This window comes from Pseudomonas sp. B23(2017) (assembly GCF_002113725.1).
GTDB classification, from domain to species: domain Bacteria; phylum Pseudomonadota; class Gammaproteobacteria; order Pseudomonadales; family Pseudomonadaceae; genus Aquipseudomonas; species Aquipseudomonas putida_Z.
The window spans coordinates 269,715-285,654 of sequence record NZ_NEJM01000005.1 but is presented as its reverse complement, the minus strand read 5'-3'; the positions used below and the strand labels follow the sequence as shown (position 1 = coordinate 285,654).

Annotated in this window: 11 protein-coding genes; 2 read left to right on the top strand and 9 right to left on the bottom strand. The window is 64.4% G+C overall.

Going from position 1 to position 15,940, the window contains the following annotated elements; translation table 11 throughout:
- Positions 1 to 29: 29 nt before the first annotated feature.
- Positions 30 to 2,096: an ATP-binding protein gene (locus CAG46_RS11445; protein ID WP_085615486.1), complete on the top strand. Its 2,067-nt coding sequence runs from the start codon at positions 30 to 32 to the stop codon at positions 2,094 to 2,096.
- Positions 2,097 to 2,102: 6 nt separating this feature from the next.
- Here the strand turns inward: CAG46_RS11445 and CAG46_RS11440 are convergent, their stop codons facing one another.
- The 9 genes from CAG46_RS11440 to CAG46_RS11400 form a co-directional block, all read right to left on the bottom strand.
- On the bottom strand, positions 2,103 to 3,719 hold the full coding sequence (locus CAG46_RS11440) for a response regulator (RefSeq protein WP_085615488.1): 1,617 nt from the start codon (positions 3,717 to 3,719) through the stop codon (positions 2,103 to 2,105).
- Between the two features lie 80 nt (positions 3,720 to 3,799).
- Entirely contained in the window at positions 3,800 to 4,855 is a 1,056-nt protein-coding gene (locus tag CAG46_RS11435; RefSeq protein WP_085588518.1) for a tetratricopeptide repeat protein, read from the bottom strand.
- Positions 4,856 to 5,162: 307 nt separating this feature from the next.
- Positions 5,163 to 5,447 (bottom strand): helix-turn-helix domain-containing protein, encoded by a 285-nt coding sequence (locus CAG46_RS11430; protein ID WP_085615490.1) that lies wholly within the window; start codon positions 5,445 to 5,447, stop codon positions 5,163 to 5,165.
- A gap of 13 nt (positions 5,448 to 5,460) precedes the next feature.
- Entirely contained in the window at positions 5,461 to 5,787 is a 327-nt protein-coding gene (locus CAG46_RS11425; RefSeq protein WP_085615492.1) for a type II toxin-antitoxin system RelE/ParE family toxin, read from the bottom strand.
- Between the two features lie 681 nt (positions 5,788 to 6,468).
- Positions 6,469 to 7,884 carry an efflux transporter outer membrane subunit gene (locus CAG46_RS11420; protein ID WP_075045355.1) on the bottom strand — a complete coding sequence of 472 codons (1,416 nt, stop codon included), beginning with the start codon at positions 7,882 to 7,884 and terminating at the stop codon, positions 6,469 to 6,471.
- Entirely contained in the window at positions 7,881 to 11,060 is a 3,180-nt protein-coding gene (locus CAG46_RS11415) for an efflux RND transporter permease subunit (RefSeq protein ID WP_025339324.1), read from the bottom strand. The genes CAG46_RS11420 and CAG46_RS11415 overlap by 4 nt, the downstream gene beginning before the upstream one ends.
- Before the next feature lie 12 nt (positions 11,061 to 11,072).
- Positions 11,073 to 12,314, bottom strand: coding sequence for a multidrug efflux RND transporter periplasmic adaptor subunit MexE (gene mexE, locus CAG46_RS11410; RefSeq protein ID WP_085615494.1), 1,242 nt, complete (start codon positions 12,312 to 12,314; stop codon positions 11,073 to 11,075).
- Between the two features lie 251 nt (positions 12,315 to 12,565).
- Positions 12,566 to 14,152 carry a rhodanese-related sulfurtransferase gene (locus CAG46_RS11405; RefSeq protein ID WP_085615496.1) on the bottom strand — a complete coding sequence of 529 codons (1,587 nt, stop codon included), beginning with the start codon at positions 14,150 to 14,152 and terminating at the stop codon, positions 12,566 to 12,568.
- Entirely contained in the window at positions 14,149 to 14,757 is a 609-nt protein-coding gene (locus CAG46_RS11400) for a cysteine dioxygenase (protein WP_075045352.1), read from the bottom strand. The genes CAG46_RS11405 and CAG46_RS11400 overlap by 4 nt, the downstream gene beginning before the upstream one ends.
- A gap of 214 nt (positions 14,758 to 14,971) precedes the next feature.
- Here CAG46_RS11400 and CAG46_RS11395 point away from each other — a divergent pair, with 214 nt between their 5' ends.
- Positions 14,972 to 15,907 (top strand): ABC transporter substrate-binding protein, encoded by a 936-nt coding sequence (locus CAG46_RS11395; protein ID WP_025339320.1) that lies wholly within the window; start codon positions 14,972 to 14,974, stop codon positions 15,905 to 15,907.
- The last annotated feature ends 33 nt before the right edge of the window (positions 15,908 to 15,940 follow it).

Here is a 15,940-nt window from a genome sequence, read left to right as displayed (position 1 = left end):
TTTTCCTGAACCATGCTGGAGTCACGATAGTGGTCGAAAATGGTACGCCGCGCGAGCCTGCGTCGACGGTCATTCTGCAGGCGCCTGTACTGGCACCGATCGACCCCATGGGCGAACGGATTGCACAGTTCGACTGGGGGCGCACATCGCTCGGGCCGCTGCCGCGCTGGCCGGCCTCGTTGCGCATTGCCGTCGACATGATGCACTTGTCACCGTTCCCGTGTGCCGTGGTCTGGGGGCCAGACCTCAACGTTGTCCACAATGCTGGCTACCGGGCGTTGCGACCGGTTGCCCCGGATGCATTGGGCATGGCCTTCGATGCGCTGTGGAGCGATGTATGGCCGGCGATGGGGCCGTGGGTGTTCAAGGCGCTCGAAGGGCACTCGAGTTTTGTCGAGGACCCACCACTGCGTGTTGGCTGCGGCGAAGGCGGGGAGCCGTTGTGGTATGCGTTCGGCTACACACCGTTGCGCGATGAACTGGGCAACGTGGCAGGTTTTCTGCACGCGGTGATCGAGACCACGGCCAGCGTCGAGGCGCACCGCCACTGGCGCGAGCAGGCGCAAAGCTTCGAGCAGCAGGTCGAGCGCCACCTCGTGGAGCGCGAGCAGTTCTGGCAGTTGTCGCGTGATGCGATGATGACGGTTACGCCCGAACTGAAGGTGCATGCCGCCAACCCCGCCTGGTACCGCATTCTGGGCTGGGCCGAGGAGCAGGTACAGGGTGTTCCGGTATTGGACCTGGTACATCCGGCCGATCGCGCCGAGGTTGAGGTGGCGGTTTCCGGGTGCCTGCAATACCGCAATGCCGAGCAGATAGAGACGCGCCTGCGTCACTGCGATGGCCATTACCACTGTTTTCGCTGGAGTGCGCGGTTCGATGGCAGCCTGCTGACTGCCGTTGGCCGGGACATCACCGAGGAGCATGAAGAGGCCGCGCGTCAATCCGAAGCCCTGATGCGCAACAACGAACGCCTGGAAGTGGTTGGCCAGTTGGCCGGGGGCATGGGCCATGAACTGAACAACTTGCTGTCCGGCATCGGCGGCAGCCTGGAGTTGCTACAACGGCGCCTGCAGGAAGGACGGCTGGAGCGCGTGGAGACCTATGTCGAGGTGGCGCGTGATTCGGTGCAGCGTGCCATGGAGCTGACCCATCGATTGCTGGCGTTTTCCCGTCATCAACCTTTGGCGCCCAGGCCGCTGGATTTCAACCGGCAATTGCGCTTGAGCGAACCACTGCTGCGCAGCACGCTGGGCGCCGAGATGCGTTTGCACTGGCAGCTGGATGTCACGCCGTGGGCGGTGAACCTTGATGTTTCCCAGCTTGAAAATGCCTTGATCAATCTTTGCACCAACGCCCGCGAAGCGTGCCTGGATCGCGGCAATGTCACGCTGCGCAGTGTCAACCAGCGGCTGACGACGTGTTTCCCGGATGAGGGCGGCCTGCCGCCAGGCGACTACGTTGCCTTGCATGTGGAGGATGATGGCCGCGGCATGCCGGCGGTGGACATTGCCAGGGCCTTTGAACCGTTCTTCACCACCAAGCCGGTCGGGCGTGGCTCAGGGCTTGGCTTGTCGATGGTGTATGGGTTTGTCGGCCAGTCGGGGGGCTACGCCTGGATCGAGTCGGAGCCGAACCAGGGCACCAAGGTCTGCATGCTTTTCCCAAGGTGCCATGACCCGCTACCCGAGGCGCCCGCGCTGGTGCAGCGCTCGCAGCGCCTGGCCGGGGGGCAGCGCCTGTTGCTGGTCGATGACGAGCTCGGTTTGCGTGCGGTGATGCGCGAGTACCTGACCGAGCGTGGTTTCGAGGTCATTGATGTGGGCGACGCCAATAGTGCGCTGGAGCGCTTCCGCCATGACGGCCCGTTCGACCTGGTAATCACCGACATCGGCTTGCCGGGTGGTTTCAGTGGCCGCCAGGTGGCCAAGGCCATGCGCATGCAGCTGCCGTTGCAGAAGATCCTGTTCATCACCGGCTATGCGGGTCAGCCGATCGAAGCGCAGTTGCTCGAGCAGCCGGGCACGGCATTGATGAACAAGCCGTTCGCGCTGGCGGACCTGGTGGATGAGGCGCTACGCATGCTGGAGGAGTGAAGCGGTTCAGGGCTTACCCAGTATCTGGGTCACCTGGGCCTGCAGCTGCTTCAGCTCGAAGGGCTTGCAGATCAGGTGCATGCCCGCCTCCAGGAAACCCTCGCGGGCCATGGCCGTTTCCGCATAGCCGGTGATGAACAGTACTGGCAAGCGTGGCCGCAAGTTGCGTGCAATCTCGGCCAGCTGGCGGCCATTCATGCCGGGCAAGCCGACATCGCTGACCAGCAGATCCACCGGTTGTGTCGACCGCAGTACCTTCAGGCCTTCGTTGGCGTCGGCGGCACTGTGGCAGGCAAAGCCATCCTCGCGCAGGGCCTGGCATAGCAATTGGCGTACATGCGGGTCGTCCTCGACCACCAGCACGTGATTGCCCTGGTAGCCTCGCACGGGCTGCACGGGGTTGACCGGTGCCTGGTCCTGGTCGACATGGCGCGGCAGGTACAGGTCCACCCGGGTGCCTTGGCCGATCTGGCTGTGCAGGGTGACATGGCCGTGGGATTGCTTGCTGAAGCCGTACACCATCGACAGGCCCAGGCCGATGCCCTGGCCGATCGCCTTGGTGCTGAAGAACGGCTCGAAGGCATGCTCCAGCGTGCTTTGCGCCATGCCCTGGCCGTCATCGACGATTCGCAGGCGTACATAGTCGCCGGCGCACAGGGCACCGCCGGGGAATTGCCCGGCGCCGATGTGCTGGTTACTTGCCTCGATGCGCAGCTGGCCGCCACTGGGCATGGCTTCGCAGGCATTGAGCAGCACGTTGTCGAGGGCTTCCTGCAACTGCTGGTCATCGGCTTCGACCGACCACAGGCCCTTGGCGATTTGCACGTGCAGGTTCACGGCCGGGCTCAGGCAAGCCTTCAAACGCTTGGCCTGGAGCAGGTCGTGCAGGTCGACCTGCTGGCTGTGCAGCGATTGCCGGGAAGAGAAAGCCAGCAGGCGGTGGGTCAGGCGGGCGGCGCGCGACACCGCCTCGCGGCCCATGCGCAGCACGTTGTCCAGGCCGTCGCTGCGGCCCTGGCGCAAGCGCCGGTCGATCAGCTCGAAGCTGCCGCCAATGCTGGTGAGCAGGTTGTTGAAGTCATGAGCGACCCCCCCGGCCAGTTGGCCGATGGCCTCCATCTTGCGCGTCTGGTGGCGGGCGAACTCGCTGCGCTGCTGGTCTTCGCCGGGAGGCGCGGCCTGGGCGTCAAGGCGTTGCTGCAGGTCCTGCAGCTGGTCGCGCGCCAGGTACTGCCGGCGCCGGTTGCGCAGGGCGGACTGGGTCGTGTGCAGCAGCTGGGCGTTTTCGAACGGTGCGACCAGCAGGAACAGGTTGCCTACCGGGTGGTTGGTCGAGCCCTTGGCCGCTTGGCTCCCTTGACCGAGCAGCACGATGGGCAGGTCCGACCAGCACGGTTGCTGGTCGATGAATGCCTGCAGCAACGCGCTTGGGCCCTGTTTGAACACTTGCTCGGCAATGATCGCCAGGCCCGCGCCTTCGGCCAGGCAGGCTTGCAGGTTGGCCAGGTCGACCGCGCACAGGCTGTCGATGCCCGCAGAAGCGAGCAGGCGAGCAGTATCCGCGGCTATTGGCGGGGGCGCCAGGATCAATGCACGTTCGTCCAGCGCCAACGAACTGGCCAAAACGACTCTCCTGCAGGGTGGTCTGATATCCACTGGACCTTGGGCACAGCCCCAGGGTTCAACAAATTTTCGGACGTTGCCTACAGACCCTGTTGCAGCACGGGGTCGTCCGGGTTCTGCCGCTCCAGTTCGGCCAGCAGTACCTGCACGTTCTGCAACTGGCCGGTTTCCTTCCAGTACTGGATCAGCAACACCCGTGCCCGGCGATTGGCCGGCTGGCGGCTGAGCACGGTTTCCAGTTGCTTTTGCGCGGCGTCGAGTTGTTCCAGTTCATGCAGGGTGACCGCCAGTGTATAGCGGTAGTCGGCGTTGTCCGGGTCCAGTTCGACGGCGCGGGACAAGGCCAGCAAGGCGTATTCGCGCTGCTCGTGACGGTTCAGCCAGAGCCCCAGTTCGTACTGCAGAAAGGCCGAGTCGGGGCTCAGCGCCAGGGCTTTGCCCAGTACCTGACGCGAGGCGTCGTGATGGCCCTGGCGTTCCAGCAGGCGTACCTGGGTCGCCAGTGCGTCGAGGTTGCCTGGCGCTACCGTCAGGGCCCGCTGCAGGGCTGTGGCGGCCAGGGTGTAGTCGTTTTCGTGCAGGTACAGGCGCGCCAGGTGGACCTGGGCGTCTGCGTCTTCGGGTTGTTGCTCCAGGGCCTGCTGGTATTGCTCCAGGGCGACCTGCAGCGGGCCGAAATACAGGCCGATGTCATCCGGGGCAAGGCCGAGCAGGGCATCTACCGCGGCAAAGCGTACGCTTTGCTCGTCGTCATCCAGCAGCGGGCCGAGTACCAGGCTGCGCTGCGCCGCCGGCAGCAGGCGGCGGATGCCGGCAATGGCTGCACGGCGCACCAGCGGGTCGGCATGTTCCAGGTCCTGGCGGGCGAGTTTCAATGCCTGGGGCGAAGGGTAGTTGGGCAGTTCGGCATACAAGGCCGCTCGGCGGATGGGTGGCAGGTCGGTGCGCTGCAATTGTTGGTACAGCACCCGTGCAGCGCCAGGTTGGCCCTCATGAGCCTGGCGCAGGGCCTTGGCGTAGCTGTGCGCGGGCAGGGTTGGCGGGGCTGGCGGAGTGTCGCGCCACAGGTAGCCGAACAGGGCCGATACCAGGATCAACAGCAACAGGGCGATCAGGTAGCGGTTGCGTCTGGGCATCGGACGATCCGTGGCGGCGGGAAGGGCAGAGCTTGGGCTAGCCGGGGGGTAAATGCAACCAGGTGCCTGTCTCGACATTTTCTGCGCCTGTGAGACCGAGCGCCGCCCGCGCGGCGCATCGCCGGCAAGCCAGCTCCCACATCTGTTTCGGGCCAGTCTCTTCTGTGCCTGGCGCGCGCGACCCCTTGTTTGTACGACACGATATCGAAGGTAGCGCTTGGTTTCAGGTTCGGAAATGTCTTACGACGCCTCAGTTCGGTGCGAGTTGAAAACGGCAAGGCCTGGCCCTCATGGTCCAGCCACCGATTCAGGCGAGCTTTTCCTTCACCGTGAAATCCACTTCCAGATCGGCATTGGCCAGCAGATTTACCATGGCATCCAGGGAAAACTTGTCAATCTTCCCATTCAACAGCTCACTCAAGCGCGGTTGAGTGACATGTAGCCGACGCGCCGCATCCTTCTGAGGTAGATCCCAGGCACGCACCGTCTTGACCAAAATCCGCATCAACTGCGAGCGCAGCCGAAGGTTGTCGGCCTCTTCTGGCGTATCAGCCAACGCGTCCCATACAGATGCCGAGCGTTCATTCGCCATTGTTGATCACCTCTCAGTCCAGCGACTTGAAACGGGCTTTCGCCACATCAATATCGCGCTTATCCGTCTTTTCAGTTGTCTTGCGGAATGCATGCAGGACATAGACAGCTTCCGGGCGGTTCACAACATAGAACACGCGAAAAGCACCGTCTTTACACTTGATGCGGATCTCCCGCACACCCCGCCCCACATTCTCCATCGACTTCCAGTCGGTAGGTTCTTCACCGGACTGGATCAAGTCCAGCTGATACCCAGCCCGCTGCCTCGCCACTGGTGGAAACCTGCGCACATCATCCTTGCTGCCGCCTACCCATTCAATAGGCTTCTGACCGTCCCACATGCCGCATATCCCTTCGCCATCGCTCCAATCGCCAGCTGCGCTTGCGCCTCATGCCTCACCCGTGTATTTGGTCATGCCGCTGCACCTTTCTGGCGTACATGGCAATGCACAGATTCCAGGAGCCTGCACACAAATTATATCGATACCGATATAACATCAAGCCTGTAAATGTCCATTATCGACACCGACTAAAACAGAAAGGAATGGGCAACAGAAGTGAGGCAAATCACCTGAAAAGGCGAGCCGAGGACATTAAACCTGGTGTGCTTCCCAGCCAAGACAGCACCTTCCGACAGGTGCTGTAGGATAATTCGACAGGGCGTTCGAACTGAAGCATTTGGTTTCTGGTTCGGAAATGTCTTACAGCTCTAGAAGCTAGGCGAGGGCTTTGCCCTCGATCGCCAGCAAGCCAGCTCCTACATGGTCCGCACCAACTTCAAGGCATGCACAAGCAAGCTTCCACAGGTGAACCACAGGTCTCAAAAGCGGTGGAGTACCTGTGGGAGCTGGCTTGCCGGCGATGCGCCGCGCGGGCGGCGCTCGGTCTCATAGGCGCTGAAGATTCAGAGGCATGCACCCTGCACACACCCTCAATCAGCATAAAAAAGCCCCGCGGACCAAGGCCAGCGGGGCAAACGGTTGGGGGAGGAGCCAACCAAAGGAGTCGTTGAAACGGGTGTATCAGCGCGCGCTGGCTACAGTCTCCGGTTGCCAGCCGCCGCCCAGGGCCTTGTAGATGGAGACGATGCCGCGGTACAGCTCGACCTCGCCCTGGGCTTGAGCATCTTCGGCGCTCAGCCGCTCACGCTCGGCATCGAGCAGCACCAGGTAGTCCACCGTACCCTCGCGATAACGAATCGAGGCCAGTTCCGCCGCCTTGCGGCTGGCGTCGCTCTGGCGCATCAGCGACAGCAGCCGCTGCTGGGTCTTGTCGTAGTCGCTGAAGGCGTTGGCCGATTCTTCCAGGGCCAGCAACACCTGCTGTTCATAGTTGGCCAGTGCCCCTTCGGCATCGGCCTTGGCACCGCGCAGGCGGGCGCGCACGCTGCCCAGGTCGAAGGCCGCCCAGGTGATGCTCGGGCCCAGCGCCCAGGCATTGGCTGCCGAGGAGCCGATCTGCGAGCCACGGGCAGCGGTAAAGCCGAGGAAGCCGCTGAGGCTGACGCGGGGGAACAGGTCGGCCGTGGCCACGCCGACGTTGGCGGTGGCAGCCGCCAGCTGGCGTTCGGCGCTGCGGATGTCCGGGCGGCGGCGCAGCAGTTCACCCGGGTCACCCACCGGTAGCGCCTTGGCGATGGCCGGCAGGGCCTTGGGCGACAGGTCGACGCTGAGCGCCTCGGGGCGCTGGCCGAGCAGGGTGGCGATGCGATGCCGGGCCCGCGCCTGTTCCGCCTGCAGTTGCGGCACGGTGGCTTCGACCCCGGCCAGGCGCGCGTCGGCCCGTACCACGTCAAGGTCGTTGCCCACCCCGGCATCGCGCAGGGTTTCGGTGATGGCCCGCGATTCCTGCTGGGTCTTGAGGTTGGCCAAGGCGATCTTCTCGCGCAACTGCGCGCCGCGCAGCTGGCCGTAGGCATCGACCAGCTCGGCGATCAGGCTGACCTGCAACTGCTGCAGGTCGGCCGCGGCTACCGCTTCCTGGGCTTCGCTGGCTTCGATCTGGCGCTGGATGCGGCCGAACAGGTCAAGCTCCCAGGCCATGTCCAGGCCCAGGTCATAGCGTTCGCTGTTCACCCGTTGCGTGGTCTGGCCGGGGACCTGGCCCTTGCCGAGGTCGCTGCTGGCGCGGCTGGTGACCACCGGGAACTGGTCGTTCTCGGCGTCTTCACGGATCGAACGGGCCGACTTCAGGCGGGCGAAGGCCACGCGCAGGTCACGGTTGCCGTCCAGCGAAGCCTGCACCAGCTGGTTCAGTACTGGGTCGTCGAACTGCTTCCACCACAGGCTTTCGAAACGGCTACGGTCGTAGGCCTTGGCCTGTACATCGCTGGCCAGCTGCGCAGGCTCGGTGGCCGGCGCCTGGTAGTCCGGGCCTACCGCGCAGGCCGCCAGGGCCAGCGCCAGCAGGCTCGGGGTCAAGGGTTTGAGCAGGTTCATGCATGGCTCTCCAGCGAGTGGGCGCGTTCGGCCTTGCGGGCCTGGCGACGCTCGACGAAACGGCGAATCAGGAAGAAGAACACCGGGGTCAGGAACAAGCCGAACACGGTCACGCCGATCATCCCCGAGAACACCGCCACACCCATGGCATGGCGCATTTCAGAACCTGCACCGGAGCTGAACACCAGTGGAACCACACCCATGATGAAGGCGATCGAGGTCATCAGGATCGGCCGCAGGCGCAGGCGGCAGGCTTCCAGTACCGCTGCCAGCGGGTCGAGCCCCTTGGCCTGTTCGTCCTTGGCGAACTCGACGATCAGGATCGCGTTCTTGCACGCCAGGCCCACCAGTACGATCAGGCCGATCTGGGTGAAGATGTTGTTGTCACCACCCGACACGATCACCCCGGTGATGGCCGACAGCAGCGTCATCGGCACGATCAGAATCACCGCCAGCGGCAGACTCCAGCTTTCGTACTGGGCGGCAAGCACCAGGAAGGCCAGCAGTACGCACAGCGGGAACACGAACAGCGCAGTGTTGCCCGAGAGGATCTGCTGGTAGGTCAGGTCGGTCCACTCGAAGGTCATGCCGTTGGGCAGTTCCTCTTTCAGCAGCTTCTCGATTGCAGCTTCGGCCTGGCCGGAGCTGTAGCCCGGTGCCGCGGCGCCGTTGATCTCGGCGGTGATGAAACCGTTGTAGTGCATCACCCGGTCAGGCCCGGAGGTGTCGCTGACCTTGAGGAAGGTCGCCAGCGGGATCATCTCGCCGAGGTTGTTGCGCACCTTCAGCTGGCCGATCTGCTCGGCATCGAGGCGGAACTGCTGCTCGGCCTGGACGTTGACCTGGTAGGTACGGCCAAAGCGGTTGAAGTCGTTGGTGTACAGCGAGCCCAGGTAGACCTGCAGGGTGTCGAAGATGTCGGTGATCGCCACGCCGTGGGTCTTGGCCTTTTCCCGGTCGATGGCGGCATCGACCTGCGGCACGTTGACCTGGTAGCTGGTAAACAGGCCCGCCAGTTCCGGCACGTTGTGGCTCTTGGCGATGATGTTCTGGGTTTCCTTGTACAGCGCCTCGTAGCCCAGGTTGCCACGGTCTTCGATCTGCAGGCGGAAGCCGCCGATGGTGCCCAGGCCTTGTACCGGCGGTGGCGGGAAGATCGCGATGTAGGCGTCCTGGATGTCGGCGAACTGGGCATTCAGTGCAGCAGCGATGGCCGCCGCCGACTGGCTCGGGTCCTTGCGCTCGTCGAACGGCTTGAGCGGGGTGAACACGATGCCGCTGTTCGGGCTGTTGGTGAAACCGTTGATCGACAGGCCCGGGAAGGCTACCGAGTCGGCCACGCCAGGCTGCTTCAGGGCGATTTCGCTCATGCGCTTGATCACTGCTTCGGTGCGGTCGAGGCTAGCCGCGTCAGGCAGCTGGGCGAACGCTACCAGGTACTGCTTGTCCTGGGCCGGTACGAAACCGGTCGGGGTGGACGAGAAGCCCAGGTAGGTCAGGCCCATCAGGCCGGCATACACGAACAGGGCGATGCCGCTGGAGCGGATGACCCGACGCACGCCGCCGACGTAGCGGTTGGAAGCGCGGTCGAAGAAGCGGTTGAACGGGGCGAACAGCCAGCTGCCCAGCAGTTTTTCCAGGAACCGCGAGAAACGGTCCTTGGGCGCATGGTGGTCCTTCAGCAGCACGGCAGCCAGGGCCGGCGACAGGGTCAGCGAGTTGAATGCCGAGATCACTGTGGAAATGGCGATGGTCAGGGCGAACTGCTTGTAGAACTGCCCGGTCAGGCCGGAAATGAACGCGGCAGGCACGAACACGGCGCACAGCACCAGGGCGGTGGCGATGATCGGCCCGGTCACTTCGCCCATGGCCTTTTGCGTGGCCTCCAGCGGTTTCAGGCCCAGGCCGATGTTGCGTTCGACGTTTTCCACCACGACGATGGCGTCGTCCACCACGATACCGATGGCCAGGACCAGGCCGAACAATGACAGCGCGTTGAGCGAGAAGCCGAACAGGTGCATCACGGCAAAGGTACCGATCAGCGATACCGGCACGGCCATCAGCGGGATGATCGAGGCACGCCAGGTCTGCAGGAACAGGATGACGACCAGCACCACCAGCACCAGCGCTTCGAACAGGGTGTGTACCACGGCTTCGATGGAACCACGGACGAACACGGTCGGGTCATAGACGATGCTGTAGTCCATGCCCTCGGGGAAGTCCTTCTTCAGCTCGGCCATCTTCGCCCGCACTTCGTCGGAGATCTCGATGGCGTTGGAGCCTGGACGCTGGAAGATCGGGATGGCCACCGCCGGCTGGTTGTTCAGCAGCGAACGCAGGGCGTACTGGCTGGAGCCGAGTTCGACCCGGGCGATGTCCTTCAGGCGGGTGATTTCGCCATCGGCACCGGCGCGGATGATGATGTTCTCGAACTCTTCCTCATTGACCAGACGACCCTGGGTGTTGATCGACAGCTGGAAGCTGGTCGAACCCGGGGCGGGTGGGGCGCCCAGCTGGCCGGCGGCCACCTGGCGGTTCTGTTCGCGGATCGCAGCCACCACATCACTGGCGGTGAGGTTGCGCGAAGCGGTCTTGTTCGGGTCCAGCCACACGCGCAGCGAGTAGTCGCCCATGCCGAACAGCTGCACATCGCCCACGCCGCCCAGGCGCGCCAGCTCGTCCTTGATGTTGAGGATGGCGTAGTTGGACAGGTAGAGCATGTCGTAGCGGTTGTCCGGCGAGGTCAGGTGCACGACCATGGTCAGGTCGGGCGAGGCCTTGTCGACGGTGATACCGATGCGGGTCACTTCCTCTGGCAGCTTGGGCTGGGTACGGGTGACGCGGTTCTGCACCTGCACCTGGGCGTTGTCCAGGTCGGTGCCCAGGGCGAAGGTGATGGTCAGCGTCAGCTTGCCGTCAGCAGTGGACTGGGAGGACATGTACAGCATGTTCTCCACGCCGGTAATCGCCTGCTCCAGTGGCGCGGCGACGGTTTCGCCGATGACCTTGGGGTTGGCGCCGGGGAAGTTGGCGCGCACCACCACCGTGGGCGGCACCACTTCGGGGTATTCGCTGATCGGCAGCTGGAACAGCGAGATCGAACCCGCGATCAGCAGCACCAGCGACAGCACCGCGGCGAAGATTGGCCGGGTAATGAAGAATTTCGAGAAGTTCATCGGTGTGGTCCCTTAACCGCGTGGCGCCTGGGCGCTGGCGACTTTCACGTTGTTGCCCGCCACCTTCGGCGCCGGGTTGCTGGCCTCCAGGGCCTGGCGCTGCTGGGCGAGGGCGGCGAGGGTCTGTTCGCTGGCCATCGGTGTCTCTTCCGGGGTGACCGGTGAGCCAGGGCGCACACGCTGCAGGCCCTTGACCACGATGCGGTCGTCCTTGCCCAGGCCGCTGCGCACGATGCGCAGGCCTTCCAGCTTCGGCCCCAGCTCCACGGCGCGGTAGGCGGCCTTGTTGTCCTTGTCCATGACCAGCACGAACTTCTTGCCAAGGTCGGTGCCCACGGCTTCGTCGTTGATCAGCACGGCCTGGTACTGGGCGCTGCCCACCAGCTTCAGGCGTGCATACAGGCCTGGGGTGAACTGGCCGTCGCTGTTGTCGAACACGGCACGGCCCCGGATGGTGCCGGTGCGCGGGTTGACCTGGTTGTCGACGAAGTTCATCTGGCCCAGGTGCGGGTTGCCGGTTTCGTTGGTCAGGCCCAGGTACACCGGGGTGCTCTGGCCGCGCTGGCCTTCGCGGGCCAGCTGGGTGTACTTGAGGTAAACGCGCTCGTCGGCGTCGAAGTAGGCGTAGACCTTGTCGGTGGAGACCACGCTGGTCAGCGGGGTGACATCGGCGGTAACGATGTTGCCGGCGGTGAACTGGGCGCGGCTGACGCGGCCGCTGATGGGCGCGGTGACACGGGTGAAGCTGAGGTTCAGGCGTGCCAGGTCGAGCTGGGCCTGGATCGCGTCGACCCCGGCGCGGGCTTCGGCGGCGGCGCTGCTACGCGATTCGGCCAGTTCTGCGGAAATGGCGTTGCTGTCACGCAGGCGTTCGCCACGGCGGGCTTCGTTGGCGCTGCGGATGGCGGTGGCCTTGGCTTGCTGTAGCTGGGCTTCGAGGCGGCGGACGTCTGCCTGGAACGGGCGTGGGTCGATCTGGAACAGCAGGTCGCCTATCTTGACCTGGGCGCCTTCAGTGAAGGCCACCAGGTCGATCTGGCCGGAGACCCGCGGGCGAACCTCGACGGTTTCCGGGGCTTCGAGACGGCCGGTGAACTCGTCCCATTCGTTGATCGGTTGCTCGATCACCTTGGCCACACTGACCTTCGGCGCGGCGGGAGCCTGCACGGCGTCGGGGGTTCGACCGCAAGCGCTGATCACCACCACTGCCAGGGCAGCGAGGGGGAAGCGCAAGGGTTTGAGTGATTGTTCCATGGAGAACTCCGCCAATGTATTAGTAGTGGGCGGAGTGTGAGTGTCTTGCGCGTGATGCACGAATCGAACGGGGCGAAGGTTATTATCACGATGAATGATATGTGTGAGTCGTTCATCGATTTGCGGCATGGTTGGGATTTCTGGGGCTGCGTTGCAGCCCATCGCGACACAAGGCCGCTCCTACAGCTTACGCGTTCCCCTGTAGGAGCGGCCTTGTGTCGCGAAAGGGGCGCAACGCGCCCCCGGCAATCTCAGCTCGATACGCGGAACCCATGGGTGCCATCGCGCTCCAACTGGGCAATCAAGCCGAACTCCCAGTCCAGATACCCCTGCATCGCCTCGTGCGGGTTGTCCGTCCCTTCATAAGGCCGGCGATAACGGTCGGTACGCGCCACGGCCAAGCGCGTTTCGCCGCTCTCCAGCGCCTTGCCCGCCGCAATCCAGCGCGCCGTTCCGCCGTCCAGCACGTACACCGGGGTTTGCGTCAGTGCCTGCAAGTCCAGCGCCGCAAAGCGCGCCAACAGGCTGCTGCCGCAGGTCAGCACATAGCGCTCGGCTATCGGCAAGCGCTCCAGCACCTGTGGCAACTGCGCGCGAATCGCCCAGTAAGCGCCTGGAATGTGCCGTTTCACATAGTTGGCACTGCTGGTGAAGTCCAGCAGCACGGTGCCTGGCGCTTGCAGCCAGTCATCCAGTTCCTCGACACCGATTTCGGTCACCGCTGGCAACACCGGCTGCGGCGCCTGCCACTCGCCGGCTGCACTGAAGTCCGCCGCTGACAAACCGTCCAGCACTGCCACCTGCCAGCCCATCTGCGCCAGCCACGAAGCGCTCATGTTGGCCCGCACGCCGTCATCGTCCACCAGCACGATGCGCGCCCCGCGTACGCTGGCGACATGGTCGGTTTCCTGCACCAGCTGCCCGCCCGGCACGCTGCGGCTGGCCGGCAGGTGGCCCTGGGCGTATTCCTCGGGCGTGCGCACGTCGAACAGGTAGGTGGTGCGGCTGGTATCAGCCTGCCAGGCGGCCAGGCCTTCGGGTTCCAGGCGGGCCACGCCGGCGCGGTCGGCCACGCTGCGCGCGCGCTGTGCGGCATCGGCACGGGTGCTGTCGGTAACCTCGGCGAAACGCCGTTGCTGGCCGTGGGCCAGGGTTTGCCCGGCCAGGGTCCAGCCAATGGTGCCGTTGCGCAGGGCCGCCACCGGGTTGGGGATGCCGGCGTTGACCAGCGACTGGGTGCCGATGATGCTGCGGGTGCGCCCGGCGCAATTGACGATCACCTGGGTGGCAGGGTCGGGCGCCAGCTCGGCCACCCGCAGTACCAGTTCGGCACCCGGGACGCTGATGCCACCCGGGATGCTCATGGTCTGGTATTCGTCGAAGCGGCGGGCGTCGAGCACCACCACATCGGCCTTGGCATCCAGCAGCGCTTGCACCTGTTCGGCTGCCAGCGATGGGGTGTGGCGCACGCTTTCCACCAGTTCGCCAAAGGCCTTGCTTGGCACGTTGACGTCGCGGAACAGTTCGCCGCCTGCTGCGCGCCAGCCGGCCAGGCCACCTTCGAGCAGTGCCACATCGCTGTAGCCCAGTGCCGTCAGACGCTGGCCGGCCTGGGCCGCCAGGCCTTCGCCGTCGTCATACAGGGTGATGGCGGTGTCGCGCCGGGGGACCCGGGCAAACACCTCCAGCTCCAGTTTCGACAACGGAATGTTGGCGGCGAACAACGGGTGTGCCTGGGCGAACGGGTCTTCCTCGCGTACATCGATCAGCGCCAGTTCTTCATGGGCCAGCAATGCCCGACGAATGTCGTGGAAGGCGCGGGTGGCTACGGTACTCATGGGGCAGGGTTCTCTTTGGACAGGTCCCAGATATTGGGCAGAAGGGTGTTGGAATAGCCGGAAATGAACGGTTTCTCGCTGCCGTCGGGCAGGTACACGGCACGGCTGACGGCGCCGATGTTGGCGCCATACACGTGAATGCTGATCGACACCTGGTCGGCGAAGGCGTTGCTGACCTGGTGAATATCACCGATGCGCGGCGATACGGCCTCCACGTGGCCGGGGTCGATGCGCACCGGCTCGCCTGCCGGCAGCAACGTACCGTGCTCGCTACGGACAAAGCCTTGCGAGTATTCGGCGCCGCGCAACATGCCGATCAGGCCCCACACCCGGTGGTCGTGGATCGGCGTCTGCTGGCCTGGCCCCCAGACGAAACTGACGATGGAAAAGCGCTGGCGCGAATCGCAATGCAGCAGGTATTGCTGGTAACGGGCCGGGTCCGGCTGCGCCAGCGCCTCGGGCAGCCAGTCGTCATGGGCGACCAGGCTGCGCAGCAGGCCCTGGCCCTGGTCGAGGAGGGTGGCTTCGTCGGTTTCCCGGTCCAGCAGTTGCGAAAGTGCGTCGATGAAGTGGCGCAGGCGCTCGAGGCGCAGGGGTTGGCTCATGGTTCAGGCTCGGCTGACGGTTTGGTTAAACTCTAGCAAATGCGGTGAGTATTCTTAAAAGTAAAAATATTCATAAGCTAATATGCAAAAAATGCATTTACAGCTTGGCTGATCTGTTTTGAAATGGGCGCAACGAACAGCAAGCCCGCGATTACCCCACGAGACCGCACGCGCGGATCGGCCTTATGTACCTCGACGGTACCTGGAGACGAACGTGCGATACCTCAAGCAATTGGCCGCCGGTGTGCTGGCCAGCTCCCTCAGCCTGGCGGCCGCCGCGCAAACCCTGGTGGTTGGCGACCAGAGCTTCAATGCCCGCGCCGTGATGGAAGCGGCCGGCGTGCTCGACGACCTGCCCTATACCCTGGAATGGAAGCAGTTCACCGCCGGCTCGCCGGTGGCCGAGGCGCTGAACGTGGGCAGCCTGGACATCGGCCTGCTGGGCGATGCGCCGCCGTTGTTCCTCGGTGCGCTGGGTGCGCCGATCAAGGTGATTGCGGTCAGCCGGCAGAACCTGGAGGGCGTGGCCATCCTGGCACGCAAGGACTCGAACATTCACCGCCTCGAAGACCTGCGTGGCAAGCGTGCGGCGATCTGGAAGGGTTCCTGGAGCCAGCAACTGCTGTTCAGCGCGCTGGACAAGGCAGCGGTGCCGCGTGACGCCCTGGAGCTGCGCTACCTCAGCGCCCTGGATGCGTCGCATGCCCTGGATGGTGGTTCGGTGGATGTGATCGCCACCTGGGAACCCTATGTCACCCAGCAGGAGCGCCAAGGCGCCCGGGTGCTGGCCACGGCCGAAGGGCTGATCCCGGCGCAGAGCTTCGTGGTGGCCAATGCCAAGGCGGTGGAGGCCAAGCGGGCGCAGATCAGTGATTTTCTCCAGCGCCTGAAGAAGGCCCGTGACTGGACCCTGAGCGACCCCGCCCACACCGAGGCGTATGCCGATGCCTGGGCCAGGCGCACCCGTGCCGACCGCGACATCGCCCGGGCCTGGTTTGCCAGGGCGCGTACCGATGTGGCGGCACTGAACCCGCAGGTGATCGTGGAGGCGCAGAAGACCGTGGACTTCTTTGCCGGGCTGGGGCTGATCAAGGCCTACCCGGCGGCCAGCCTGTTCGATACCTCGTTCGCGGCGGCGTTCGAGCACTGATTACGCCTGTACCGGCCCTTTCGCGGGTAAACC